At 54.3% G+C, this 26,018-nt stretch carries 19 protein-coding genes and 7 pseudogenes; 3 read left to right on the top strand and 23 right to left on the bottom strand.

Annotated elements, in window-relative coordinates; all coding sequences use genetic code 11:
• The 12 genes and pseudogenes from JZM30_RS11135 to JZM30_RS11080 all read right to left on the bottom strand — a co-directional run.
• Positions 1-2,223: a TonB-dependent receptor gene (locus JZM30_RS11135; protein WP_252318726.1), complete on the bottom strand. Its 2,223-nt coding sequence runs from the start codon at positions 2,221-2,223 to the stop codon at positions 1-3.
• A 132-nt stretch (positions 2,224-2,355) separates the two neighbouring features.
• Complete coding sequence (locus JZM30_RS11130; protein ID WP_252318725.1) at positions 2,356-3,309, bottom strand: helix-turn-helix transcriptional regulator; 954 nt, start codon at positions 3,307-3,309, stop codon at positions 2,356-2,358.
• Positions 3,279-4,688: a salicylate synthase gene (locus JZM30_RS11125; RefSeq protein ID WP_286673569.1), complete on the bottom strand. Its 1,410-nt coding sequence runs from the start codon at positions 4,686-4,688 to the stop codon at positions 3,279-3,281. Before JZM30_RS11125 ends, JZM30_RS11130 begins: the two co-directional genes overlap by 31 nt.
• Positions 4,688-4,981: an AMP-binding enzyme gene (locus JZM30_RS23930; RefSeq protein ID WP_291830835.1), complete on the bottom strand. Its 294-nt coding sequence runs from the start codon at positions 4,979-4,981 to the stop codon at positions 4,688-4,690. Before JZM30_RS23930 ends, JZM30_RS11125 begins: the two co-directional genes overlap by 1 nt.
• A 150-nt stretch (positions 4,982-5,131) precedes the next feature.
• A pseudogene (locus JZM30_RS11115) lies at positions 5,132-6,352 on the bottom strand (AMP-binding protein); the annotation flags it as partial.
• A complete protein-coding gene (locus JZM30_RS11110; RefSeq protein WP_252318724.1) occupies positions 6,345-7,049 on the bottom strand; it encodes a class I SAM-dependent methyltransferase in 705 nt (234 codons plus the stop codon). The gene JZM30_RS11110 and the pseudogene JZM30_RS11115, both read right to left, overlap by 8 nt.
• 120 nt (positions 7,050-7,169) lie before the next feature.
• Positions 7,170-7,814, bottom strand: coding sequence for a thioesterase II family protein (locus tag JZM30_RS11105; RefSeq protein WP_252318723.1), 645 nt, complete (start codon positions 7,812-7,814; stop codon positions 7,170-7,172).
• Positions 7,811-8,308: a hypothetical protein gene (locus JZM30_RS11100; protein ID WP_368858838.1), complete on the bottom strand. Its 498-nt coding sequence runs from the start codon at positions 8,306-8,308 to the stop codon at positions 7,811-7,813. The genes JZM30_RS11105 and JZM30_RS11100 overlap by 4 nt, the downstream gene beginning before the upstream one ends.
• A gap of 33 nt (positions 8,309-8,341) precedes the next feature.
• Positions 8,342-8,866 (bottom strand): Gfo/Idh/MocA family oxidoreductase, encoded by a 525-nt coding sequence (locus JZM30_RS11095; RefSeq protein WP_252318721.1) that lies wholly within the window; start codon positions 8,864-8,866, stop codon positions 8,342-8,344.
• Positions 8,863-9,459, bottom strand: coding sequence for a hypothetical protein (locus JZM30_RS11090; RefSeq protein WP_252318720.1), 597 nt, complete (start codon positions 9,457-9,459; stop codon positions 8,863-8,865). Before JZM30_RS11090 ends, JZM30_RS11095 begins: the two co-directional genes overlap by 4 nt.
• 21 nt (positions 9,460-9,480) lie before the next feature.
• Positions 9,481-9,987 (bottom strand): saccharopine dehydrogenase NADP-binding domain-containing protein, encoded by a 507-nt coding sequence (locus JZM30_RS11085; protein WP_252318719.1) that lies wholly within the window; start codon positions 9,985-9,987, stop codon positions 9,481-9,483.
• Positions 9,988-10,226: 239 nt separating this feature from the next.
• Positions 10,227-11,258 (bottom strand): annotated as a pseudogene (locus tag JZM30_RS11080) (Gfo/Idh/MocA family protein); the annotation flags it as partial.
• A 173-nt stretch (positions 11,259-11,431) separates the two neighbouring features.
• On the opposite strand from JZM30_RS11080, the gene JZM30_RS11075 reads away from it, so the two are divergent.
• Positions 11,432-11,593 (top strand): hypothetical protein, encoded by a 162-nt coding sequence (locus tag JZM30_RS11075; protein ID WP_252318718.1) that lies wholly within the window; start codon positions 11,432-11,434, stop codon positions 11,591-11,593.
• Positions 11,594-11,630: 37 nt separating this feature from the next.
• Here the strand turns inward: JZM30_RS11075 and JZM30_RS11070 are convergent, their stop codons facing one another.
• The 11 genes and pseudogenes from JZM30_RS11070 to JZM30_RS11025 all read right to left on the bottom strand — a co-directional run bounded on the left by JZM30_RS11070 (position 11,631) and on the right by JZM30_RS11025 (position 23,512).
• Positions 11,631-12,416: a hypothetical protein gene (locus JZM30_RS11070; RefSeq protein ID WP_252318717.1), complete on the bottom strand. Its 786-nt coding sequence runs from the start codon at positions 12,414-12,416 to the stop codon at positions 11,631-11,633.
• A gap of 198 nt (positions 12,417-12,614) precedes the next feature.
• Positions 12,615-12,966 (bottom strand): annotated as a pseudogene (locus JZM30_RS11065) (IS3 family transposase); the annotation flags it as partial.
• A 3-nt stretch (positions 12,967-12,969) separates the two neighbouring features.
• A complete protein-coding gene (locus tag JZM30_RS23605) occupies positions 12,970-13,098 on the bottom strand; it encodes a hypothetical protein (RefSeq protein ID WP_286673530.1) in 129 nt (42 codons plus the stop codon).
• A 520-nt stretch (positions 13,099-13,618) separates the two neighbouring features.
• Positions 13,619-13,942: a polymorphic toxin type 25 domain-containing protein gene (locus JZM30_RS11060; protein ID WP_252318837.1), complete on the bottom strand. Its 324-nt coding sequence runs from the start codon at positions 13,940-13,942 to the stop codon at positions 13,619-13,621.
• Between the two features lie 53 nt (positions 13,943-13,995).
• A complete protein-coding gene (locus JZM30_RS11055) occupies positions 13,996-14,643 on the bottom strand; it encodes a hypothetical protein (RefSeq protein WP_252318716.1) in 648 nt (215 codons plus the stop codon).
• Between the two features lie 42 nt (positions 14,644-14,685).
• Entirely contained in the window at positions 14,686-14,877 is a 192-nt protein-coding gene (locus tag JZM30_RS11050) for a hypothetical protein (RefSeq protein ID WP_252318715.1), read from the bottom strand.
• A 71-nt stretch (positions 14,878-14,948) separates the two neighbouring features.
• Positions 14,949-15,131, bottom strand: coding sequence for a hemagglutinin repeat-containing protein (locus JZM30_RS11045; protein ID WP_252318836.1), 183 nt, complete (start codon positions 15,129-15,131; stop codon positions 14,949-14,951).
• Between the two features lie 19 nt (positions 15,132-15,150).
• Positions 15,151-18,168, bottom strand: coding sequence for a hemagglutinin repeat-containing protein (locus JZM30_RS11040; RefSeq protein ID WP_252318714.1), 3,018 nt, complete (start codon positions 18,166-18,168; stop codon positions 15,151-15,153).
• A 166-nt stretch (positions 18,169-18,334) separates the two neighbouring features.
• Entirely contained in the window at positions 18,335-19,348 is a 1,014-nt protein-coding gene (locus JZM30_RS11035; protein ID WP_252318713.1) for a hypothetical protein, read from the bottom strand.
• Positions 19,349-20,190: 842 nt separating this feature from the next.
• Positions 20,191-21,606 (bottom strand): annotated as a pseudogene (locus tag JZM30_RS11030) (molybdopterin-dependent oxidoreductase); the annotation flags it as partial.
• A gap of 517 nt (positions 21,607-22,123) precedes the next feature.
• Positions 22,124-23,512: pseudogene (locus JZM30_RS11025) on the bottom strand (NarK family nitrate/nitrite MFS transporter).
• A gap of 415 nt (positions 23,513-23,927) precedes the next feature.
• Between JZM30_RS11025 and narX the strand changes: the two are divergent.
• Both narX and JZM30_RS11015 read left to right on the top strand, forming a co-directional pair.
• Positions 23,928-25,586: pseudogene (gene narX / locus JZM30_RS11020) on the top strand (nitrate/nitrite two-component system sensor histidine kinase NarX).
• Positions 25,576-25,968 (top strand): annotated as a pseudogene (locus JZM30_RS11015) (response regulator); the annotation flags it as partial. The pseudogenes narX and JZM30_RS11015, both read left to right, overlap by 11 nt.
• Between the last annotated feature and the right edge of the window lie 50 nt (positions 25,969-26,018).

Here is a 26,018-nt window from a genome sequence, read left to right as displayed (position 1 = left end):
CTACATGTGTACTTTCATTCCGGCACCGATCACTCGCCCGTGTCCCACAGTGACCACGTTCACGCCGGGCATATAACTTATACCGGTATACTGGGGCCGCTCATTCGTCAGATTTTGCGCAAACAGGTACACATCCAATGACGGAAACTCTAACCCCGCCCTGAGATTGATCTGGCGATAAGCGAGCAGCGTAAAGTTGTTATTAACATTCGCCTCACGCTGATCGATAAACTGGTGCTGTGCCAGTGCAAACACATTGGCGTCAAGGATCCCCAACTCAGCTGCTGAGTCGTAATAGGCCAAGGTCATCGAGGCGATAAAACGGGGAACGGCAGGAACACGATAACCATCACGCGCTCCGGTTTTATCAGCCATGCTGGTAGACACATTACGCAGTTCTGCATGGGTGAATCCGACGCCACCGCCAAACCGCCAGTGCTCTGCCACTTGCCATCCTCCGTCCAACTCCGCGCCATAGCTTGCGGTATCGATAGATTGTGGTGTAAAGACCATCGAATTCTTTTCTTTGGCAAACAGGTGCTCGTTTCGCACCTGGTTGTAAAACAGCGCCAGATTCCATTCACCACTCCCACCAGCGACACTATTCTTGCTTCCGACCTCATAACTCCACGACGAAGACGCCTGATAGGGGTCATCCCGCATGCCATTGGGGGCATTATTGGTGAAGTTGGGGAACCATCCACTTTTGGCACCGCGCGCCACGCTGGTATACAGCATGGCATCGCGTGTCAGTTGATAGTGTAGTGCGGCACGTCCGGTCACCATGTCATATTGCAATCTTCCTTGCTGATCGAAAGCGGCAAAGTTACCCCGGTGACCATTATTTTGAAAATGCGCGTGATACCCTTCACTGTCGTGGGTGTAACGTAATCCCAGTGCGCCTTTTAATTTTTCGTTTTCCGTCAGCGCGGTGGTCAGTTCGCCAAACAGCGTGTAGCTGTCCGTTTGATAATGGTTGTTGCGTATTCCATTGATCATTGAACTGGCGTTGCTCGGTGCCAACATCGAGGTCGTGGTGTAGTCGTTCATCAGGCGATAGTCGTCGTGCAGGTAATTCATGCCGCCGACCCACCCCACTCGGGCCTTACCCAGGCTGCTCATCCGCAGCTCCTGATAGAAGCTGCGCTGTTTTTCGTCATAGGTACTCCAGTCAAGTGCCGGTAAAAATGCTGCGCTGGGCTGGTTAAACCAGGTTCCATAGGTAAGGGCTTCGGAATTGTTAGTCAGGTTGTCGAAATCATAGCGATTGAAGGCGGTAACCGACGTCACTTGCAGGGTACGAAGCGTGCGATTGGCGGTTAGCGACAGTGCCCCTGTTTCTCGATGTGCCCAGCCTTTGGGGTCCAGCGCAACGATGGGAAAGTTCGGCGTACCTTGCAACACGAAATTGGACGGTGTCAGACGATCACGCCCATAGCTTAGCGCGAGCACTAGTTGGGTGATGTCATCGGGGGTTGCCAGCAACGTAGTGCGCATTGCACCATTCTGCTCCCGCCCCATCCATCCTCCGACCTGATTGCGCACATCACCACCCTGATCGGCATAGGCAGCAGAAAAACTGCCTTTCAGCGTGCCGTCACGCAGCGGGCCAGAAAGCGTCAACTGCCCGATATTCTGGGAACGCCGCTCCAGCGCGCCTTCCGCACGCAGCGTGTGCTGGGTATCATCGCTCGGTTGACGCGTAATGATATTGATGGCTCCAGCCTTGGCATTGCGCCCAAACACGGTGCCCTGCGGCCCGCGCAGTACTTCGATACGTTCAACGTCGAGAAAACGTAAATCAGAACCAAACAGCGGCTGCGGTACGCCATCAATATAGGTGACTACCGAGGTGTCATCGTGCCCAAGGGGCTGCGCCAACGTTCCCACACCCCGCATGGAGAGATGCGTGGAGCGCCCATCGCCCAGCGCGCTCATGCCTATGTTCGGCACTTCACGGATCAGCCGGGCAATATCATCGACACGGAGGTCTTCGAGCGTTTGTTTGTCAAACACGCTCAAACTGAGCGGCACACGCCGGGGATCTTCTTTGATTTTGCGGGCATTCACCCACACAACGCTGCCATCTTCCGACGCCGTAGCGGGTTGCACAGTATCGGCTGGCATTGCTGCCACTGCCACATACATCATCACCATATACCCGGCGCACGCGCACAGCGGGTACATGACTCGCTTGTGACAGGAGTACTTGTTGTTCAGCATGTCCATCCCTCAACGCAGCAAAAAAACGAAATGATAATTATTTTCGGTGCGAAGAGTGTAGGGGGAGGTCCGATGCCACCCCAGCGAACTTAACTATGATAAAAGCCAAAATAGCTGTGACGGGAGCCAGAATCAGGCGTTGAGCGCATCACGGGGGCAACGACCAAACTTGCGACGGTAAGCGGTAGAGAAATTGCTGGGATGTTGATAGCCAACATAATAAGCAGCCTGTTTCACTGTCCACCCTTCTGATTCCAACCCTTTTCGCGCACGCATCAGCCGCTGCTCCCGCAAGAAAGAAAACACGGATTGCCCCATCACCGCAGTAAATTTGCTTTTGAGCGCACTGATGCTGATTCCGGCTTCACGCGCCAAATCGCACAGGCAGTGATTGTTATCCAACTGGGCGAGCAGTTTGTCGCGGACTTTTAGAATGCGCACCGTATCCCGACAGGGTACGGTGTATGGCATCAAGGACGGCGTCTGTTCTACGGCGCGTAGACCCTGCGCCAACAGATCCAACACGCAGCTATGAATATGCAAACGTCCAGGCACGCAACTACCGCACAGAGTAAACAGGCTGTCAGCCAACGTCAGGGTGTGATGCGGAACCATAAAACTGTAAATACCTTCATGCTGTAGCAAGCGTTCAATCTGCTGTGCCAATTCACCATCAACAATACACCGTGGTGCCGCCTGAATAACCATACTACGGCTATGATGGCCGCGCGGATTGCGGCACCAGATGCGGAGCGGGCTGCGAGTGGCAATCACTTTGGCCACGCCAAGTTCCATCACCAGCATACGGCCATCATCCAGATAATAATTTGGCGTGTCCCCGTACAGAGTCAACAGAATGGTCAGGCACTGTTTAAGCGTGGCACTGCGATAATCTTCTTCGCGGGTAGTGATGTCGTTAAGGCAAAGATCGATCCCATACGGCAACGTCACGGCCCGCAGCGTACCTTCTAACGCGACCTCATGGGTCGGGCTTTTTTCTGCCGCGACCATTTCACATTCATAGTCCCAATGACGTGCCAAATCGCTTAATTGTTTTAGCGATGAGAGGTGTTGTACTGATGACATGTAACCCTTCCTCCAGTCCATTGATGTTGCATCCTTACCGCGTTTTTTGCTGGATAGACCAGATAAGGCGCAATACTGTCCAACTTTTCCTGAGTTTCAGTGAATTCACGTATAGGTGATGACTGGGCAATCACCCCGGCCCCAGCCTGTAACCAACGCTGATGGCTATCCTGAAACGCAGAGCGCAGCACCAGTGCCGCTTCAAAATGCGCTTTGCCGTCTAACCAGAGTATGGCACCGGAGTAGAGTTCACGTGGGGATGATTCAAGTCGGGCAATTGCCGACAGCGCGGCACGTTTCGGCACGCCCGTGGCGGTTATCGCGGGAAACAGGGCATCAAAAGCGTCCCATGCATCCTTCCCGAAGCCCAATTCACCGCTAACGCGCGATCCGAGGTGTTGCACGTTGCCGCGCTGACGTACCGACATTAAATCATTGATAACTACACTCTCCTGCTGGCACAGCCCTCGCATTTCCTCTACCGCCGCTCTGACTGACATGACGTGCTCAACAATCTCTTTGTCGTCGCTTAAGGAATGGTTCAGCAATGCGTTTGGCGGCGCGGCATCCTGATGCTTTACGCAGGTGCCCGCCAGCGTGTCGGTACTCACCTTGTCCTGCTCGACGGACATCACCAACTCAGGACAAAAACCGACGGCTTCCCGCTCTCCCTGCCGCAATAAAAACGTGCGTACCGGCGTATTGGCCTGGCGTCCACGCAGCAGCGTTGCTGCCATATCCACCGATTGTTTCAGAGGCATGGCTCGCGCCAGGATCACCTTGCTGTAGTGAGCATCGTTAATTTCTTCAATCGCCTGGCATACACGCTGGCAGTAATCGCCCTGATCGCAGGCGAGTTCGGCAACGTGCGCCAGCCGGGCATCCCCTCCTCGACGTTTCGCCACGGCAACGGCGCTCAATATCCAATCAGACAACTGCCGACAACGCAGTGCATACTCCGCTAACACGGTGACGCCGTTATCGCAAAAAATCAGCTCCTCACGCGGGACAATCAGGTTCAACACCGGCCAGCGCCCCGGTTTGTATGCGTGTTCCTGAACACAAAGCGCATAGTGAAACCCCGCTTCGCCATAGATGCGCAGATTTTCACCGCCATGTGCCGCTTGAAAGCGACGGGCATACTCCGCAGGCGATCCCTTGACGCGTGTGGTATTGATGCCGTTATCGGTAATGGTGGTCGCCTGCTCGCCAGCGGCATCAACGGTTAACGATGCTCGTTGCCCTAACGCGAGATACCAGCAGGATTGACGCTCGTAGACATAATGGTCTTCCCCTTTCAGTTGGTTGAGCAGTTCTGCGATGACTGGCAGTGTTTGAGCCTCAGGCAAAATCAGATGCCGTCTACTGTGATATCCCATCATGGTTGTTCCTTTACCTGTTCCCTTACACGACCGAGAATGCGCGCCGTTAGTGCCTGTTTATTGATTTTTCCCATTGGGGTAAGCGGCAATGCTTTTACCACGCTCAACGCGTCGGGCCATCGAGATGTGGGCACGCCCTGTTGTTCCAAAAAAGCACACAAATCCGCCAACAGCAGTGAACGTTTGGCGACTACCACCGCATGCACCGTTTCATCCAAGCCGGCCACAACGGCCACGTCACGCACATCAGGGTGCATGCGCAACGCATCCTCTATGTCCCCCGCCCCCACGGACTCAACGTGGCGGTTGATAGTTTCCTTGATGCGCCCTTCGACGCAAAGATTGCCATCCGGTAAACGTCGGACCCGATCGCCGCTACGGTAAAACCCCTCAGACGTGAACGACTGCCCACCTGAGGGACCAGCGCGGAAATACCCTCGAATCGTATAGGGTACGCGCACCCATAGCTCACCCGCGTTACCGGGGGAAACGGCAACCCCAGCGGGGTCCACAATACGAATATCGTCATTCTCACACAACGGCCGTCCCTGCGTGGTAAGGATGGTGTGTGGCGTATCGCCCAGCCTGGTCGCGGTGATCAGCCCCTCCGCCATACCAAACACTTGTTGTAATTGGCATCCGAAACGATTCAGCATCGCGCCAGCCCGAATGGAATCCAGTTTGGCACCGCCCACCTGAATCAGACGCAGCGACCGTAAATCAGGAAGCTCACTGTCCAGTGCTTCCAGCCAGCATTGGCTTAACGACGGCACCAATGCGGTGAGTGTGATACCAAAACTGGCAATTGCTGCGAAAGCATCTTCCGGTGCTGGCGTGGCAGGAACCACCGCGCAACCGCCGCGCGACCACACCCCTAACGCGCCGGGACACGCCAACGAAAAATTGTGCGCCATCGGCAAAGCCGCCAAATAGCGATCCCGCTAGCTCAACGCGCACAGTTCGGCACAGCGCTGAAAGTTATAACCATAATCGGCGTGGGTGCGCGGGATCAGTTTCGGTATGCCGGTCGTTCCGCCTGACAGCAACAGCAGCGCAATGTTGCCCGCCTCATCCCCGGGCGGTGGTACAGCGATCATCGTCTCCTGGCAAAAACAAAAGCGATCCGTTTTGCCACTGAAAAGTGTACGACACCCGTATTGAGCCAGTTGTGTAGTCAACGCATCGTTTTCGCTCTGGCAAAGACGAGCGCTCCCCAGGTAACGTCGGGCGCCAGCCTGCGCCGCCACCTGAAGTACCGTTTTGGTACACAGTGTCGGCACGACCAGTACCGGCACAGCACCAATCAGCAATAAAGCAAACAGGGCAACGGCGAAATCAGCGCCATTCGGCAACTGCACCAACACCGTGTCACCGGGAGAGACCCCATGTTGACTGAGCATGGTGGCAAAACGCCTGCCCTGACCAATCAGTTTCCAATAGGGCCAGGCGTGCCCTTCGGCAATCAAGGCAATGTGTTCACTGTAGGCTTGTTGCCAACGGATAATATGGGTGGATAGCGTATCCGCTTGCCAGTAGCCCACATCCTGATAGTGCTGGGCGACATCCGGCGGCCAGGCAAGCGTTGGCGGCAATCGCCGAGCATCGGTATCGTGCAAACGGGTATCGGTCAGATAAGCATCCTGCGTATCATTATTATGCATAAAGCACCCCGACCTGAGCGGTGAGACGTTCTGCGCGCAACCCCGCTTCCTGCGCAAGTTCCGCCAGACTAAATGTGTGCCAGACGCTCTGATTACGAATCACCTGCGCCGGGCATGGCACGCCGCGTACCGTCCAGCAGGACGTCAGCAGCATAGTATCGTCTGGCCCCGGTTCGCCTTGCAATGATGCGGTGTAATGCCGTTTACCTACCGTTTCACAAGCTAGCGGAAAGGCGGGCAGCACGATCGGTTTTTCCAGAGGCAGTAATTCAACAAAAATCGGTGCGCCAGCCGACAGGCGCGGTAACAGTAGCTGCCACAGCTGCTGACGCTTTTCCCGGCACAGATGCCCCAATACGCCATAGGCCACCACTGCGCCCAGTTTTTCCGGCAGGTGCAGTTGATCCACGGGTTCAGCGACCACGGTCACGCGCTGACGCAACTGCGGATCGTTGATAACACGGTGCATCAACACGGCGCGCATGGCTGGTGCCGGCTCCACTGCCAAAATGTCACACTGTGGCACGCTATCGGCAATGGCTGCGACCGTGCGCCAGGTTCCCGCCCCGAGATCCAGGATCGGTTCACCATTTAAGGTGGTGGCCGCAAGGCGTTCCCGCAACACGGTATCGCCTTCTGAATGTGTTCTGGCCACCAGGTCATAATATTCCGCTACGGGTGAGTAGAAATCGTCCATCGTTTATCCTTTTGTACAAGGGGTGAGCGAGGAGAGAAACACCTGCTGCACGGTGTCAACCACCACATCGTGTTGCTGATTGATAAAGAAATGGTCACCGGGGAAAATATGCACCTGACACTATGCTGAGGTGTAATCGGCCCAGGCACAGGCTTGATCGGTGGGAAGATCGGGATCGTCCCGTCCGGCAAGTACATCAATCGGGCAGCCAATCACAGGCGTGTTATGAGGTCGATAATTTTCGATCAAGCGATAGTCACTCCGGATAATAGGCACCAGCAGCGCCGCCAATTCCGGCGACTCCGCCAGCGCGTTGTTGCGCGGATTCAAACGATGCAGTTCAGCCAGAATATCGCTGTCACTGCTGCGATGAACCACGCTGGCGCGCGGGTGATAACGGGGCGGTTGCCGACCAGAGATAAACAGATGCCGCGGCGGCATGCCCTGCGCTTCCAACTGGACCGCCAGCTCATGCGCAATCGCACCGCCCATGCTGTGCCTCAGCAATGCATGGGGTCGCGTCGCAATATCGCGTTGCAACTCAGTCATCAGCGTGGCCAGCAAGCGTGACATGTCATCGATAGTCGCTTCAGTAAAACGATCTTCTCGTCCTGGATATTGCACGGCAGCCACGGCGATCTGCGTATCAAACAGCGTTGCCCAGGCGCGAAATGCGCTGGCCCCACCCCCGGCATATGGCAGGCAAACCAGCAGCGGTTGCGACGCCAAGGGGGGAGAAAAAAAACGCAAGAAATGACGTGTCATTCGGCCTCCTGTTGGCACGGTTGCTGGCACAGCGCCACCTCAGGTGGCGTAGCGGGTTCAATCAGCGCGGGGGGGCCAAGCAGGGTTGAAATATGGTGCCAACTGCGCGTGACGCTCAATGTCCAGGCGGATTGGCTCTGAGCCAACGCTGGATTTCCGATACTGGCGATGAAGGCATCCAGCGCCCGATTGATCGCCTGTGGCCATTGGGTATCGAACACCACGCGAAAGGTGTCAGGCTCACTGCCAGGAAAGGTGCTCCTGCTCAGCGCCGCCAAGCGTTCTGTGCCCGGTCCGTCCAACACCAGACGGTGCGTGGCATCGCGGTGAGTGTGCAAGCGCGGCTGCCACAGGGCTGGACCGTGCGTATCCGCCAACGTCAGAACGCCGCTCTCTGTAGCTAGCGTCATCCGATGCATCAAAAACGCATGGTTATCGGCATCCCCTGGATGGATCTGGTTTTGCACGCGCAGCGTGACCGGGACACCGCCGATATCTGGGGCCGCTCTGAGCAGGCTGCGCCAGCGTCAGTCGACAAGGTTGCAGACGCCCCAGCGCCGCCATATCCAGCCAGGGATACAGTACTTGTGCGCCACATCCCCCTCCAGATAAGCGATCGGTTGTTGCTTGCGCAGCAACGCCGCGGCCTGCAAGAAAAGCGCAACTGCACGCACATGGGGATAAAACGCATTGACGTCATAGCGCACACCATACTGATGCGCAGTACGAAAGCAGTGTGCCAGTTCATCAGGATGCAGTGGATGTTCCTGCAAAACGTGGATTCCACGGCGCAGAAGCGCACACGCGATCTCCGCACCGCTACCGCCGGACACCTCTGCGCGTACCACCACGCAGGCCAGCGTCACCTTATCCGGAAGCGCATCCACCGCGTGATAATGCGCGATACCCAGCTCACACGCACAGCGTGCCGAAGCTTCAGAGCCGCGCGACAGAATCCCGACCAGTTCTATGTCCGAGTGTATCACCAATGCGCGAAGATAAAAACGGCCAAATGCGGTGCCGCACACGACGGCCTTCATTTTGCTGGTCATAGCTTTCCCTCTTCGAGGCGTTCATCAGGCAGGTATTGGCGAATCTGCGTGCCCGGATGCAGACGGACAACGTCGTTAAAAGTTTGTGTCGCCATCAGGACGTCATCCGCGAAATGCAAGCCTTGGGCAATATCACCGCGCAATAACGCATTCACCGTGCTCACCATAACGGCGGCTGTCAACGCACCGCTGCTGTCGGTGGAGATCACCGCGCAGCGGCGCGGTGTGTGGTGGGGGATAAGATCGAACACCAGTCGGTAATACGGTGAGTGCCCCAGCAGATCGAACTCGCTGGCCTGTTCAACCTGTGCCACTGCCTGTGCCAAGCGTTCAGCACTGTTGACCCAACCGCGTAAACCGGTCAGCGTCTCACGCAAGAAGCTGCCGCTAAACACGTTATACCAGCGCAACTCGCGCAATTGATGACGTAAAGCCAGACGCTCGGCATCGCTACTGAGAAACGGAAGCAGCGTTACTTCACCGGGGAAATGCGCCAAATCATGGCGCAATTCTGTCGGTAGCTGGCGTAAATGCGGCTCCCCCTTGACCCAGAAGGCGCTCGCTTCGCCATACCAGTAGCTACTGGCCGCCATCGTACCGTACTGATTGTTGACCTACAGCACCAGATCCCAGGCTGCCGCACCGCGTACGCTTTCACGCCCGCCGCTGTAAACAGTAATGGCATCATCAGGCTGCACTCCCAGCCAGTCAGGCATCAAATTGGCCAATCCCGGCAACATGCCAGCCGAGAGCACTGCGGTCCAGTCCCGCGCGCTGGTCGGAGTTTGTTGCAGCAAATGCCATACCGGTGCATCACCGGATACATCGATATAATGTGCACCAGCCTGTGCGGCACTGCGCGCAACCCGATCGAGCACCAGGTAGGGCGGTCCCGCACAGTTCACCACCAGTGCACACCCCTTACAAAAGGCATCCAGTTCCTCTTGCTGATAGAGATCGACCACCTGAGCCTGCGCGTTGACCCGCTGTGCTAGCGTTTGCAGTGCCTCGGACTGTATGGCTCCGAGACGTAATGAGTATCCTGCCGCGCCTAGCCAGTGGGTAACTTCTCGTCCGATACTGCCTGTCGCCCCCAGAATCGCGATGCAAAACCGCTTCACAGTGCCTCCTCCGGGCGTGCATGCCGTGCGATACAGTCAGCCAGAGACGCGGCGTGTTGCTGCGTGATGCAACTAAAATGATCGCCTGTCGTGTCCACCACGGTCAGATCGCCAAGGCTAAGACGTTGCCAATAGTCGGTGACATCCTGCGGCGTACCCGACAACAGTGGATCGCTCGCACTGTTACGTATCAGCACGGTTTTTCCCGTCCAGGGTGCAGGCTGATGTTCCCCCACGGCGGCCATGCGCTGAGCGCGTAGAGCCAATTCGGTCACGGTGAACACCCAGTGCTGTGTCATGGCGTTTTCGGTGCGGTTTAGGTAATCCAGCACAAATTCGTGGAAAAAACGCCGCTCGACGTTGCCCGCCGTCGCAATGCGCTGTTCGCCATCCTTATTCACCAGATAGAGAATGTTACTTTCACCGCATTCACCAGATAGAGAATGTTACTTTCACCGCGGGTGATATCCACATATTTACGCAGTTCAATATACCCTTCGGTGCCCAAAATGGTAAGACGCCCATCCCCCCCAAGCGCTGAGTCCGTCCGGCGTAAACCAGTCGCAGCGAAAATAACCTGTGGCACCATTTTCACCGCGCAGCATGGCATCGCCAAAATCCTAGAACTCAGGCGCGTGCGGGTGCTGGTAGTTGGCCACCTGACTGGCAATCACGCTCGCTGCCGTATTGCCAGTAAAATAAAGAAACTGCTCAATTTGATGAATACAAATATCGCATAAAATGCCGCCGTAGCGTTGGCGCTGGTAAAACCAATCAGGACGTGCACCGCGTTCGCGATGCGGCCCAACGCCGATGGTCTGGAGAGCCCGCCCTATCGCCCCCTGTCGCACCAGTTCACCTGCGTACAACACACTGTCCACCACCACATGCTCATTAAAATAAACGGCATATTTGCGTCCGGTCTGTGCCACAGCGGTTTTTACCACATCCAACTGTGCCAGCGTGGTCAGCGGCGGTTTGTCGGTAAAATAGTCTTTACCTGCTGCCATGACACGCAGACCCAGATCGGCGCGTTCATCAGGCACCGCCGCGCTAGCGACCAGATGAATAGCTGGGTTTGTCAGAATCGCGTCAACACTGCTAGCCAGCGCTACATCAGGAAAACGCGCGGCAAAACGTTCACACTTAATCGGATCAGGATTGTACACCGCAACCAGCTCCGCGCCTGCGCCAATCAGATGGCTGCACATATCATAGATATGGTTGTGCTCTAACTGTAGTGCGGCAAAACGCAGTTTCTCGACAGTCATATTACCTCCGGTATGGTGCGGGAACTTCGGGAAGACAGCGTGAATAAAAGCCTTTACACTGTGCGTTCCTCATCGGCTGTGATCTGACCCGTATTTCCGTCAGGCACAGTGTAACCCCTGCCCGTTTCAGGCACGGTAATACGTGTTGCATTATTTAATGAAATAGCCTGCTTATGACTAAAAAATGCCTGCTGATCGCCATCGTGTTGTTACTGCTTTATCTCAACCGTGATGCCCTGAACCCGTTTAAACCTGATTGCACAGCGATACCCACTGGCACGCCAAAGCCCGACGCCTGCCAGGTAAAAGAAGTCGCGCCTGGATTTGAGATTTGACGCGTCTTGCACCGGGGTTTTCCTCGGGTAAACAGGTTTAGTTGGTAAGCACACTACGGATTACCTCCGCAGCGTGTTGTGGCGGCAGTGCGAGAATGTGGCGATACAGCTGTAATGTAATATCACAGGCCTTTTTGCGATCAACCTGTTTTGCCGCGGGATCAGCAATCATTTGCAAATCAGCACCATATTGTCCATACAGTCGCTGTATTACCGGTTGTAACGCTTGTGCGGCGGCGCGGGGGGAGGTATACGACGCCGCCACTAATTCACTGTCGGCATGCATTCGACGCTGAATAAGCTCAGTCGAATTCAGCGCCAACGGGTTCACCCCACCGCTGACAAAAGGAAAGAAAAATTTGAAACAGGCCTCATCGCTCTGTTGTTGAATATTCTCACCTTGTTCGAGCATCACTTTCAGCGTGGTGATAACCTTATCATCAGGCACAGAATAAAGACGGGACAGCAAAAAGGCCGATGAGTCAGCCTGCACCAGATCGATCGCCTGCTGAAGATCTTTACCCTCGGCTTTAGCATCAACCACTTTTTCCTTGAGGGTCTGATAGGTATCCGGCGCATATTGCTTAATGATTTGAAAAATTGGCAGTTTCGCCATTGATGCTTCCGCATATTGCAATTCCAGCGAACGTGATTTATCCGGCATCAGGTACGCCGAATCAATCACATTCCACCCGATGATCACAGCAACGAAGATAACAACCCCCATAGCCTTACCAATCCATTGTTTTTTCCTCATCCACGTGAGAATGCTTGCCACGACCAGCGCAACCGCCGCCGAAAAGAACACATGCTGCCAATTCATTGAAACTCCTTGTACGTTTTTTCACACTTTGGATAAGCTGAAAAGTAACGCTCATTATGCTCCAGGTAGCTTAGTATACCGCCGTTTTGCGGCGTGCCGTCTTTTATGCAGTGTAGGGCTTAGGTTGGCTTCAAAACAGCGATGGGCGGGTGTTCTGGGAATTGGCCTTGTATACTCATATTGACATCGTCAGTATGGGGAAAGTGCTCCTACCCATTTTTGATTCGGCCGCTGGCGATAAAATCTTGCTTTAGCAGATTTTCAGACACAGGCAGCCCCTACTCCCGGTAGCTGACCGGACTGAACTTCCGGGCGGCTTTTGCCCGCAGCCTTGGCGGCGCAGACTGGTAGCAATGGTTTTCACGTTATATCCCGGTAGTTCATCAGCCAGTCGCAGGACATCGTACCGCTGTTTGGCATTATTGAATGCCTCGATGACGGCATCATCGCAGACAAGCCGGAACCGCTGACGCGATTTGACCTGATGGCGGCGACAACGCCAGGCATACCAACCTCTGCGGTCGACCCTCAGTACCCGGCACTTACAGCGCTTTCAGGTTGGCAAGCTCTGCTTTCTGTTCATTAACTGAGATACCTGTTGAGCCTTCGCCTGCTGCGCTGCATCCAGCTTTTTAGGGTCGGTGAGAAGCTGTTCTTTCTCCGCATCTGTCTTCACGTTCATGTACTTTTCAGTTAAGCTAGTGATATGTCCTTATCCCTAAGATAATTATTCCCAACAATAAACCTCTCAAAAATAATAATATTATCTATATAAGAAAACATATATTACTGATGCAATGTATAAAATACGGAGCAACCATAATAAAGTACCAGCTATCCCATAAGTTTTTCCCGTTAGGAGTATACTAAAAAACCCTTTCTGCTCATCAACTACCTCATTGAAACGGTTAGCATATTTATAACAATATAAAGCGATAAACCACGTTATCACTATCAATGAGAAGTAAACCGCCCCCTCTCCATCCCTAATAAACTTAAGGGTATATGACAGTGGAAATCCAATAAGTAATGCTATTCGCCCCAAAAATAAGCTGGGGGCCCCTTTCTGAGAAAAAATATAACACTAAAATACTCGTTCATACCTACTGGGGGGTTAAGGGGAAGTTTGGTACTTCTAGCATAGTGATAGAATGACATAAAAAATATTACCATTGATATTATAATCGTGATGATGTCATGGCTCATTTTGCTTTATCCTGGTTAAAGTCATAATTATAGAATTCAGTTCCAGAAGAACCATTAACATCTACTTTTCCACAGGAAATATTGGTTGATATACCGCTCCATCCCCATGCTGGTCCTACTCCAAGACTAAAGACAACCCCATCTTTTCCATAAGGTATTTCGCTAGAAATGATTCCAATCCCTAAGCCTACGGAACTATTCCTTTGGGAGTCAATCGTCCCTGGGAAATATGGTCCAAACTGAATACCCACTTGCCCGGAGATACGTCCATCGACAGCTAATGTTTCTCCACGATTAGCTGAAATCTGGTATGGGTCTATACTCGTATCAAAGTAATAACCGGCCCCTGCGCCTCCGGCCGCTTCACCTTTTATTATGGTTTAACTTTATACTCTGCCCCCCAAGAAGGCCCTTCTCCAATAGCAATTCGATTCAATCCTTCTTGAGTTTGTTCCGGTGTCAGATTGTGATCCAACGCATACTGGTTCCAGGATGCAACAGTCTGGCCGTAATTCATAAGGCCAGACCGAAGGCTGAGCGCATTATTCTCAACTGCATTCCGTCCCGCCTGCGCACCGCTCGCCGCACCCAGTGCACCCGCCCCCGCATCCTTGCCGGAAAGCTGTGCCACTACGGCACCGACGACGGCGTGGCCCATCAGGTTGGCGGCTTTTTGCTCAGGAGTGGGTTCGCCTTTGGCCGGCAGCGTGGCTTCTTTCACCAACTGCGCCAGATACGGCGCGGCACCACCGGCTATCGCCTGCTTGATATCGCCACCCGCCAGTGCCTGTATTGCCGCCGTCGCGGCCTGCGCCGCCTGTTGGAAACTGCTGCCAACGCCGTATTGCTTCATCACGTCTTTGTAGCTTTGTGTATCCGCCAGTTTGACCTTGTACGCGGCCCATTCCTTATCTTTATCCGTATCGTTGGCACCCTCTGCCGGGCGCGGCCTCGCTTTTCCTGAATCCTCTGCCGCTTTCAGTGCGCGCTGCTCACTGTCCGTGCGCACAATATCCATCACCTGACCGCCAATTTCCCCAATAAGTTGGGCCTGGCGCAGGCGTTATTGCTCTTTCTCTTTGTTAAAGATCGGACTAAGGGCATTGTTGGCGTGTTCCACGTCATGACTCAGCGTGGTCACATCCTGCTGCTGGTTCGCCTTATCGCGGATCAGCAGGCTGCCCTCGCTGACGGCAGCATAGGTGGTGCTCGAGGCACTGCCGTTGCTGCCAAGCGACATCAGAGCCGAAGGCATCGTCATCGCCAGCTAAGAGAGCATATTGCCCTGCATAGACGGGCTCATACTGATACCCGCTCCCGAATGTTCTACCTTGAAGTCCGCCTTGTTGTCCAGCCCAGCGTGCCGGTTTCCCGTCCTTTCGAGACGTTGGCATTGGCGAAAATACTGATACCGAAACCGCTGTTGCCGACACCTATGCTGGCCCCGATGGCCCCGCCGCTGCTCTTGTTGCTGCCCTCCATCGATTCCGTGTTGCGCGCAGAGAGCAGTGTGACGTCTTGCGCCGCATTAAGGGCAATATCTCCCCCGTGCTTTGACCTGACTACCCGCGACCGTCACATCGCCGCTGCGCGCCGTGATCGCCACATCCTGGCCAGCATTGAGCGTAGTGCCAAAGCTTTGCTGCTGTTCGCTGCTTTGGCTGGATTTCGAGGTTTGCGCACCAAGGGAGATGCTGACGCCAACAAATGCGCTTTCTCCTTTGTTGTTAAGATCCGACTGGGTGCCCTGATAGCCCGATAACCCTGCCTTCATGCTTTGCAGCAGCGTCAGACGGCTATCGCTTTCCTGTGTGGCGGCCTGAATACTTTGCACTGCACTGTTGAGCGCTGAGCCGACCACACCCGAAAGTGCGATAGTAATGCCACTGCTCTTCTGCACCGTTTCCTGCTGCTGTTTGCGCAGGTCATAGCCTGGTTGCAGACTGACGTCGCTGCCTTCCAGCCGGATATCTTTTTTCGCCATAATATCCGTGCCTTCAATACGCACCTGCTGCCCGGCTTTGATATCGACCGATTCGGAGGTACTGCCGATGGTGCTGACGCTTTGACTTTGCGTCGCCGCCTGATCGCGCATTTTTTGGCTCAGCGAGGTAGATCCAATGGTGAAACCAATGCCGCCGCTGCTGATAAGGTCGCTCTTTTTCTTCTGGTATTCTTGATAATTCAGGTAGTTTTCTACGCTGGCGGCAGTGTTGACGTCATTCCCTGCCACAATCGCGACGTTTTTATCCCCAGCAATAGCCGAGCCTTGCAGGTTGACATCCTGACCGGAGGCAAGGGTTACGCTGTCTCCGGACAGCAAGCTGCCTTTCTCATTGGTTTGCTCGGTTTCTCGCAACGTGCGGGTGACCGTTTTCGAAAACGTTTTCTTTTTGACCTTGGTTTCTTCAAAGAAGGTGTGTTCAGTTTCCGTTGCAGAGACCAGATTGAGGTTTTTGCCTGCCTGCGCCGTCAATGCGCCGCTGGCCGTGCCTTGTGCGGCTTGCAGATTGATATCATTGCCCGCACTAAGCGCCAGATTGCCTGCCGCTGTAATCGTGGCGCTCTCTTGTTTTTCGGAACGCTTCCAGTCGGCATGGCGTTTCCAATTATTGGCGCTGTAGGTTTCCGTTTCCTCAGAAAGCAGGTTCAGATCCCGCCCTGCCGCCAGCGCCGCATTGCCTTTCGCGTTGAGGCTGGCGGCTTCTGCTGTGATGTCTTGTCCTGCTTTCAGCGAGAGGTCACCACCGCTCAACAACTGGGCGGCACTTATGCCCTGATTGGTGCGCTGCATCGCATTAACACCGCTGCGGCTGGCCGCTGCGCTAATGGCGGCGGTGTTTCCCAATCCGGTGTAAGTTAACGCACCGCTTCCGGCGGCGGTTTGCCATTGGCGCGTCACTGTCTCGTTGACGATATCGCCATTTACGCTCACCAACTGCACCTGGTTGCCTTTTATCTGACTGCCGGTGTTGGTGATATTGTTGAGCGCCACCAGATTCAGCCCACCATCGGAAGAGATGATGCCACCCTGTTGGTTATCGATTTTATCGCCACTGGCGATGGCCAATAGCTCCACCGCGTTGAGAGTGCCGCTGTTGGTAACGCTGCCGCCCGCTTTAAGATCGAGAGTGTTGGCGACGATGGTGCTGCCCTGAACATTGGTTTTATCCGCCTGCGCCAGATATAGCTTGAGTGCCAGCACCGTTTGACCATTGATCTCGACGTTTTCCCACCACACGATACTGCGCGTCAGTTGCGCTACCTGCGCGTCGCTCAGGCTCACGCCCAGCGTCAGGTTCAGCGCCTGTTGGGCGCTGGCGGCATTATCCAGCAGATATTGCATCTGTTGCAGATCGGAGCCCATACCGTTGAGATAGCGAGTGCCGCTTTGGCTCAACACCGCATTGCTGATATAGCGGGTATCAAAGGCAACATCGCCCAAAAAGCGGTAATCCCGTTCCGCATCCAGATTCAGTTTGCCGAGCAGATACTCCGAGCCCAGCACCTTGTCGGCTTGTGTCCATTGGCTGGAGGTTTCAATCTGCGGTACGGTCGTCGGTTTTTGTCCAAGTAGCGCATTGAGATCGTTAAACAACTGATTATCCACCTGCCCCAGTTGGTCCAGTTTGGGATTGGTGTGGATCAGATAGCGGCTGTCGCTGGCCGGATCGAGCACCATCAGGCCATTGCCGCCAGTCGGTAGTGGGTAGTCAACTGGCGCGCTGTTATTCAGGTTTTGCAGCCCGTTCTGGATTTCGGCAAGCAGTGCGTTTGGCGACAACGGGACGGTGCCTGAAACGTTTTCCACCTGCGGCTTGAGCGGATCGAAGGTGACGCTGCCCGGTTGCGCCACCGCAATCGGCGTCCGCGTTGCACTGGTTTGCGATGACACTGCCACGACGTTAGGTTGCGCAAGATTAATGTCGGTATGAGTCACCGCTGGTCCGTTACTCAGCGTATCGGTTGCGCTAAGTACGTCACCCGCCATCGGCTGAATCGTGCCGTCGATTTGCGCCGTTTGTGCCTGTCCCGGCCCTTGCAGCGTCAGCGTTTGCGAGGTGATACCCTGCTGCGGGGCACTGAGCTGGCTATTGCCGGTTGTGAGTGTGTCAGTATTCAGCGTGATGTGGCTGACCGGTGTCAGTGACAATGTTTTTCCGGCTGCCATCACCGCGGCGTTTGAATCCGACAGCGTGGCGGAACTGCCCGGTGCGCTGCGCAGATCGATCAATGTGGTGGTTGAGGTGGTTTTTCCTGACAGCGCTTTGGCATTTTGCTGCTGCACGCCGGAAAGCGCTTGAGTGGATGCCAGCGTAGGGGCAACTACGGTTGGCGTATAATTGCCGTTGCCCGCTTGCACCGTGGTATTGCTGATATCATTCGTCACATTGGCGGAAATGGTGCTGCCAGCCTGGATTAGGGCGTTGTAGGATTGGCCGTTGGTGACTTCAAGGGTTGGGGTGCCTTGAAGTGTGAAGGTTACAAAATCCTCGCGTGTATAGGGACCCCATACATCGCTCCAATAATCAGCGTTATAATCCATTTGCCATCTAAACTCATTGTATGAATAAACTGGTTCTGGACCGGTATATTTATACACAGCGAACTCTTTGGAATGACCTGCGTGATAGGATGCATTGTTTACAGTATCACTGTTTATTTTTATATTCCCCTTTGCACTAAGAACAGATGCAAAGTTGTTTGTCACTTTAGCATTTATATATATTCGAAGCTGAGCTAATTGAGTCTGACACATTTGGAGATTCAATGGCAGTAATTTTTTCAGATATTAAGTACTCCTTTTTATTATAAATTGAAGATACAGCAGGGCGCCAATAGCGATAATATACCGGTCCAGGCGTATCGTTTGACCCTGGTTCACTATTATAAACATCCTCAATATAGTAACCAAAACCATAGTCTCTAAGCTCGTCAGTACGAATAGATATTGATGTCCCTGTTGGCGCAACATTTTGCCCTTCGGTGTTAGTCACACTTTCCGTCACCACAAACCCTTCCCGCTGATTGGTCAGGTCGCCAGTGACAATGGTGATATCGCCGTTTTGCGTTTCTATGGTGCTGGATCTGTTGAGGACTGAGGTGTTAGCGCTGCCCTGCGCGTCGCGCTGAATCCACAAGTCTTTGCCCGCCAGAATGGTGCCGAGGCGGTTGGTGAGGCTGTCCGTCAGCAGCCGCATCGTGCCGCGCTGATCGAAATCACCGTTAACCGTGACCAACAGACGTTTGCCCGCCGCCATCTGCTGGGTAAACAGCAGCGGCGCAGTAAAGGTGGCATCCAGATTACCCAGCGCCAGCAGTTGGCCCTGTTGGTTCAGCTCGGCGGTTTCAAGTAGCAGATCCTGCGCGCTGAAGATTTTACCGCCTTGCAGGTTGGTCAAACGCTGTGTATGCAGCGCCAACTGGGTTAAGCCGAGCAACGTGCCCTGATTCGTAACGTCTTGTGCAGTGAGCAGCAGTTGCTGCCCCTGAACCGTGCCCGCATTGTCTACCGCGTTGGCCGCGAACGTCAGCGCGCCACCGCTCGCCACTTCACCGGTACCGGTGTTAACAAAATCCCCGCTCAGGGTGATATCGACCTTATTAACCCCAAGCAGTTGCGCCCGGTTTTCCGCCTGTTGTGCGGTTAGATGCAGCTTGTCCGACTGCCAGAGTCCCAGATTGCTAAAGCGCCCGGTGTTCAGTACACCGTCACCACCGCTCAATAAACGGGCATTGCTCAGGTTATTGATTTGATCGCTGTAGCGAATTCGAAACCGCTCAGCCCGGTCAACAGGCCTGCGTTATCAAAGCGCGTGCCGGTGCCGTTGATGCTGCCTTGTGAGAATACCTCTCCCTGATTACGCAACTGATCAACCTGGAGCGTCATACCGTTGAGCCCGGCCAGTAGCCCGTTGTTTTCCAGAGCGTCGCCATCAATCTGTAGCGTACCCGCTTGCCACAAACCCGCATTATCAATCTGCTGCGCGGCAACGGTGGCTCGACCCAGACTCAGCAGTTGCCCGTTTTGTAGCCCACGATAGTGGCTTAACCCAGTCAGCGTGAGGGATTGTGTTCCCTGAATGCGCGCGACGTTATCCAGCGTCGCTGCCTGTAATTGCAGCGTATTGCCCTGCATCAGTCCAAGGTTATTGATGCTGCCACTGCGTAATACCTCATCGCCATGGCTGAGTCGTTCACCGCCCGCGCGGTTGGTCAACGTGCTCGCGTTGGTCACGTCTAATCGTTCCACGCCTAACAGACGCCCACCGTTATCCAGCGTGTCACTGCTGACCGTCAGGTGCTTAGCCGCAATTTCCCCATCCTGTTGGAGTTGTTTGGTATTGATATCGCCTTGCCCGTCACTCAGCAACGCCGAGAGCGCACTGCCAGAGTAACCGATGGCCGCATCAAGCTGAAACTGTTTTTTACCCAACAGCGTTCCCTGATTGCGCACCTCCTCCGTAGCGATCAGCAATGTATTGCCCTGCAAGAAATCCCGGTTATCGATGTGCTGCGCGTTCGCATTCAGCGTCGAGCCAGCGAGCATCTGGCCGTTAGTACCGATGGTGAGCGTATCGGCCAGCGTCAGGCGTTTTACCGGCAGTTTATGACGTAATACCTCGTCAAGGGCAACGCTGCTGAAGTGCTCACTCGGTAGTCCACCAAAGTACGGGAAGCCAACATCCGCCACTTCATCATGCGCACACAGCAGACTCAGGCGCAGTTGTACTTCTTCGCCACTGACGCCGCCACGCTGCTCCAGATTCCATTTGCCCTGATCGCCCCAACGGTAGCCAATGGAGCCTTGCGGCGCAGTCAGATTGCCAGTCTGTTCATCTCATCAATTGCCACCGTTTTCCACTGCGGGTGATTCTTCTGACCGAGATTGTCCAGCAAATCGGACGCGCGCAGCATGCGACCTGCCGCGTAGTAGCCCGCTTCACGCGGTTCCAGCAACACCAGCATCGGCATGTCGGTATAGCGGCGCACGTAGTCGGTGAAATAGCGGCTCGGGTTATCCAGATGAAACTCTTTGAGGATCACATGACCCATCGCCAGCGCCATGGCGCTGGCGGTACCCTGTTTCGGATCCAGTCATTGGTCACACAGTTTGGCGATTTCCGCATAATCCGGTGTGACGGCCACGGTTTTGGTGCCCTTGTAACGCACTTCGGCAAAAAAGTGCGCATCCTAGGTACGCGTTTGCGGCACGTTGGAACCCCAGGCGATGATGTACGACGAGTTGTACCAGTCGGCTGATTCCGGCACGTCGGTCTGCTCGCCCCAGGTTTGTGGCGACGCCGGCGGCAAATCACAATACCAGTCGTAGAAGCTCAGGCAGACACCGCCGAGCAGCGAGAGGTAGCGCCCCCGCCGCCGCATAAGACACCATCGACATCGTCGGGATTGGCGAGAAGACGATCATGCGGTCGGGTCCAAAGGTTTTGGCGGTGTATACGTTGGAAGCCGCGCTCAGTTCGTTGACCTCGTTCCAGTCAGAACGCACAAAGCCACCGCGACCACGGATTTTCTTGTAATAAGCGGTTTTTTCCGGGCCGGTCACGATAGAAGTCCAGGCATCGACCGGATCGGAGTACGCCAGTTTTGCTTCCCGCCATAGTTTGAGAAGACGCTTACGCATAATCGGGTATTTCAGGCGATTGGCGCTGTAGAGATACCAGGAGTAACTGGCACCACGCGGGCAGCCGCGCGGTTCATGATTTGGCAGGTCCGGGCGGGTGCGAGGATAGTCGGTCTGCTGCGTTTCCCTGGTGGCCATACCATTTCTCACATAGATTTTCCAACTGCACGATCCAGTGCAGTTAACGCCGTGCGTTGAGCGTACCACTCTATAGTGCTGCCAACGGCTGCGGTAACCGTCTTCCCAATCCCGGTTGGTATTGAGCGTCTGACCGTGCCCATCTGCAAAGGGCTCGGCCAATTGTTTAAAGTAACGTAACCGGTCAAGAAATTTGCTCATCCGGACTCTCCTGCTGCGAAGCCTGCTGGCTTCTGTCGTTATGAATGCGCGTAGCCGATACGGTGTGTTGCCTACGGCATATTGCTCCAATTGGCGCTAGGGTAACGACCTGAGACGGGTTCAAAATTGATACCGATCAAGTTCCTCCGGGGTGTCAAACGGTGAGAACGAACGAAATACCACCAGGGGGATTATGAAAATTAAAACTAATATATATATGAAAAATATAGATATTAATGACCTTTATACCCAAAGGGATAACAATGATTTCAGCTCGTGACTATTTGGAGGTAGGTAGCGTGGCGAGAGGCCGATAGAAAGCAAAACGCGGCGCAATGATACGCCGCGCGAGGTTGCTGAACCCGTATCTTTACCCTTCGTCATCCTCAGTGAAAGCCGGGGATCTCTATGAGAATGAACGTGTTTCTTCTGTAAGACATTCCCGCTTTCGCGGGAATGACGGAAGTGGGTGGGAATGACGGCGGTGACGGGGAACTCACCATCAGGTTAGCGGCTATCACGGTGTTTTACGCCCATAGAACAGCCAGGTGACCAACATGCACACCCCATAACACAGGATAAACACTTTTATTGCCCCCGCCGGTGAACCGGTCAACTCGAGTGACGTACCGAACGCTTTGGGGATAAAGAACCCGCCAATAGCGCCAATCGCAGAGATAAAGCCAAGCGCTGCAGCAGAGTCCGGCGGCTTCACGCAGCGCATCGTCATCGCTGCCACCACGCGCTTTAACGCGTTCTGCGGTCAAACGACGGAAAATCACGGCAATCATCTGGAAGGTCGATCCACTGCCCAACCCGGAGGTGAGGAACAGCAGCATAAACAACCCAAAGAACACGGCGAAGATGCCCGCATGACCATCCGTAGCCAGCGACAGATAGAGCAATACCGAGAATAGCGCCATCAGGATAAAGTTGATCAGCGTGACACGTACGCCACCAAAACGGTCGGACAGCATACCGCCCACCGGTCGCGCCAATGCGCCAAGTAGAGGACCAAAAAACGCGTAGTGCAGGATAACGATATCGGGAAATTGGGTTTTAGCGAGCATGGCAAATCCCGCGGAAAAACCGATAAACGAACCAAACGTGGAGAGGTAAAGAAAGCTGAGCACCCACAAGTGCAAGCGTTTGAGCACCAGCAGTCGCTGACTGATGGAGGCTTTGGTGGTGCTCAGATCGTTCATGCCAAACCAGGCTGCCAGCGATGCCACCAGCAGGAAAGGCACCCAAATCCAGGCAGCGCGATACAGCCACACCGTGCTGTCATCCGCCTGTGCTACACCGCCAGTCGAGCCAAGCAATGGCAAGAAAATGACCAGCGGAACCAGAATCTGCATCACACTGACACCCAGATTGCCCAATCCGCCATTCAGTCCTAACGCTCCCCCTGTCTGGCTTTAGGGAAAAAGAAACTGATGCTCACCATGCTGGACGCGAAATTCGCCCCGGCAAAACCGCACAACAATGAGATGATGACAAAGGTGTGATATGGCGTTTGCGTATCCTGCACCACAAACCCCAGCCACAGGCACGGGATCACCAAAATCATGGTACTCAGGGTGGTCCAGCGTCGCCCACCAAAGAGAGGGATGACAAAGGAGTACGGGACGCGCAGCAGCGCGCCGGACACCGAGGGCAGCGCGGTTAGTAAAAACAGCTGGTCCGTCGAGAAGTGAAACCCCACTTTATTCAGGTTAACGGCCACGGTACTAAATAGCATCCAGACACAGAAAGAGAGCAATAAGCACGGGATGGAAATCCACAGGTTGCGAGTGGCGATGCGCTGACCGTGTTGCTGCCAGAAATTGGCATCTTCCGGATACCACTCGCCAATGGTCGCGTTAAGCGGCTTGCTCGTAGGATCATTTGTTGTAGGCCGCGTCATAAAAAACCTCAGTGAGTAAAACTCGGTATATAACCCTGAGGAAATAACAGGGTATTCATGGCGCAACATGAGGGATGCCAGTGTAAATAAAATTGATATGAATCAAAGCACTGTCAGGTAAAAAATGCCGCTTCCACGCTATCCACCACCTTGTGAGTAACCCTACGTTAAAAAATAAAAACCGCGAATTCAGCCCGTTAACGCGACTTCACCCTCAACTACTCCCAGCCATGACTCGAGACGGATATTTGTGGGTACTTATTAAGGGGTATAGGGTTATAGCGAAGGGTGGTGAAGAATGCATACCTATCAGATACCTTTCGCGTTGTCGCCTGATTCAGCGGCAAAGCACTCGCACAAAACAGGACATTCGTTGAACAACGCTATGAGCGGAGGATGGCGACATGGAGTTCCCATGGTTAAACGTCTTTTACTGCCGCTGTCGCTGACACACCAGGTAGCGATGCTGATGTTGTTACTCGGACTGCTCGGCATTGCGGGTATGCGCATTTCCTTGGATGTCGCAGAACATCCAAGGAAATGCGCACGCCATAAATAAAGCGGGCTCCTTGCGAATGCAAAGCTATCGCCTGCTCTCCATGGTGCCGTTGTCCAATAGCAGCCACATTTACCTGGATGACCTCGAACGTGATGAAGCCGCCAGCGATGTTGCCGCCTTTGTGGCGCAGTTGGATGCCCTGGCGTCCGCCATCGACCACAGTACCGAAGAACGCATTGCGCTGGTCACCAAAATCCAGAGCCTGTTTATCGCGCTGATGGGCATGGTGCTGCTGGCAACTATTCTCTATCTACGTCACCGTTTGCTGACACCGCTGCGTAAGCTGGTCACCATGGCGCAAGCCATCGGCCACGGTGATTTCAGCGAACGAGTCAGTCTCTCAGGCAAAGATGAAATGAGCACGCCGGCGCAAGCGTTGAACAGCATGTCGGATGAACTTTCCACCATCTAACACCAGTTGGAACAACGCGTCGCGGAACAGACCACCAGACTGCGTCAGAAAAACGATACCCTTTCCTTTCTGTATCGCGCCAGCCGTCGTTTGCATACCAACGCGCCACTTTGCAGTCGGGTGATGCCTATTCTCAACGAATTGCCTGCGCTCACTCCGCTGAACAATATCCAATTGCGGCTGTATGAGAGTAATAACCAGGAGCAGTTTCATCAGTTTAGTCACGAAACGCCTTACGACGCGGCGAGCTATCCTGACGCCAGTTGCCAGAGCTGTGGTTTATACAGCAACGCGACTACTGCCAGTGGTGAACCAACACCATCAATACGGTATGGTGCTGGCTACACGAGCCAGTGAATGCGAACTGAGCCCAGATCAACAGCAGTTACTGAATACCCTGCTGGGACAGCTCACCAGTACATTGGCGCTGGAACGACAATCTGAACACCATCAGCAACTGATACTGATGGAAGAACGTGCGGCAATTGCGCGTGAATTGCATGATTCACTGGCCCAATCGCTCTCTTGTCTGAAAATTCATGTCAGTTGTATCCAGATGCAAGGCGGAAATCTGTCGGATGAGGTACGCAGTCAGTTGACCGAAATGCGTGAAGAACTGAACACCGCCTACCGTCAACTGCGTGAGCTGTTGACCACATTTCGACTTCAACTCAACGAATCCGGCCTGTTGGCCGCACTGCGCGCTACCGTCGAAGAATATGAAAAACGGTTGGGATTTCCCTTGCGGTTGCATTATCAGTTGCCACCACAAGCGGTATCGGCCCATCATGGAATTCATGTCCTGCAAATAGTGCGTGAGGCACTCAGCAATATCTACAAACATGCGCAGGCGAGCGAGGTGGACATTACGCTGGTGCGGCGCGAAAAACGTATCGAATTGACCGTACGTGATAACGGCATCGGCATCGTTCAGGATAGCCAACGCGCCAATCATTACGGTTTGATTATCATGCGAGACCGCGCACAGCCTGCACGGAGAGTGCACCATTGCGCGCCATCAGGGGGGAACGCAGGTGAAAGTGACTTTTGACGCAGAAAACCGCTACCGCCCGGAATTAACAGGAGAAGACCATGACGAATGAAGTGCCAAACGACGATAGCGCGACCCTTTTATTGATTGACGACCATCCGATGTTGCGCAATGGCGTAAAACAGTTGCTCAGCATGGTCCCCGGTTTGCGCGTGGTGGGTGAAGCCAGCGACGGGGAACAGGGCGTGATATTGGCGGCAGAGTTAGATCCAGACCTGATTTCGCTGGACCTGAACATGCCCGGCATGAACGGATTGGAGACGCTGGTGCGTTTGCGAGAAAAGGCGCTGTCTGGCCGCGTTGTGGTCTTTAGCGTTTCCGATCATGAAGATGACGTGGTGAGCGCCTTGAAAAACGGGGCGGATGGCTACCTGCTTAAAGACATGGAACCCGAAGATTTGTTGGCGTCGTTGCATCAGGCGGCATCGGGTAAAACGACTTCACGTTGGCGTTCAATATTCGAGCTCTTTGGTGCGAGCAAATG

The organism is Candidatus Symbiopectobacterium endolongispinus, from assembly GCF_018777385.1.
Lineage (GTDB): Bacteria > Pseudomonadota > Gammaproteobacteria > Enterobacterales > Enterobacteriaceae > Symbiopectobacterium > Symbiopectobacterium endolongispinus.
This window is presented reverse-complemented; position numbering and strand designations above follow the sequence as displayed.

Excerpts from the sequence above, each read along its gene's own strand:
- JZM30_RS11135 (WP_252318726.1), bottom strand. The coding sequence starts at position 2,223 with ATGCTGAACAACAAGTACTCCTGTCACAAGCGAGTCATGTACCCGCTG.
- JZM30_RS11130 (WP_252318725.1), bottom strand. The coding sequence starts at position 3,309 with ATGTCATCAGTACAACACCTCTCATCGCTAAAACAATTAAGCGATTTG.
- JZM30_RS11125 (WP_286673569.1), bottom strand. The coding sequence starts at position 4,688 with ATGGGATATCACAGTAGACGGCATCTGATTTTGCCTGAGGCTCAAACA.
- JZM30_RS11110 (WP_252318724.1), bottom strand. The coding sequence starts at position 7,049 with ATGGACGATTTCTACTCACCCGTAGCGGAATATTATGACCTGGTGGCC.
- JZM30_RS11105 (WP_252318723.1), bottom strand. The coding sequence starts at position 7,814 with ATGACACGTCATTTCTTGCGTTTTTTTTCTCCCCCCTTGGCGTCGCAA.
- JZM30_RS11095 (WP_252318721.1), bottom strand. The coding sequence starts at position 8,866 with ATGACCAGCAAAATGAAGGCCGTCGTGTGCGGCACCGCATTTGGCCGT.
- JZM30_RS11090 (WP_252318720.1), bottom strand. The coding sequence starts at position 9,459 with ATGGCGGCCAGTAGCTACTGGTATGGCGAAGCGAGCGCCTTCTGGGTC.
- JZM30_RS11075 (WP_252318718.1), top strand. The coding sequence starts at position 11,432 with ATGACTAAAAAATGCCTGCTGATCGCCATCGTGTTGTTACTGCTTTAT.
- JZM30_RS11070 (WP_252318717.1), bottom strand. The coding sequence starts at position 12,416 with ATGAATTGGCAGCATGTGTTCTTTTCGGCGGCGGTTGCGCTGGTCGTG.
- JZM30_RS23605 (WP_286673530.1), bottom strand. The coding sequence starts at position 13,098 with ATGAACGTGAAGACAGATGCGGAGAAAGAACAGCTTCTCACCGACCCT.
- JZM30_RS11050 (WP_252318715.1), bottom strand. The coding sequence starts at position 14,877 with ATGCCTTCGGCTCTGATGTCGCTTGGCAGCAACGGCAGTGCCTCGAGC.
- JZM30_RS11040 (WP_252318714.1), bottom strand. The coding sequence starts at position 18,168 with ATGGATTATAACGCTGATTATTGGAGCGATGTATGGGGTCCCTATACA.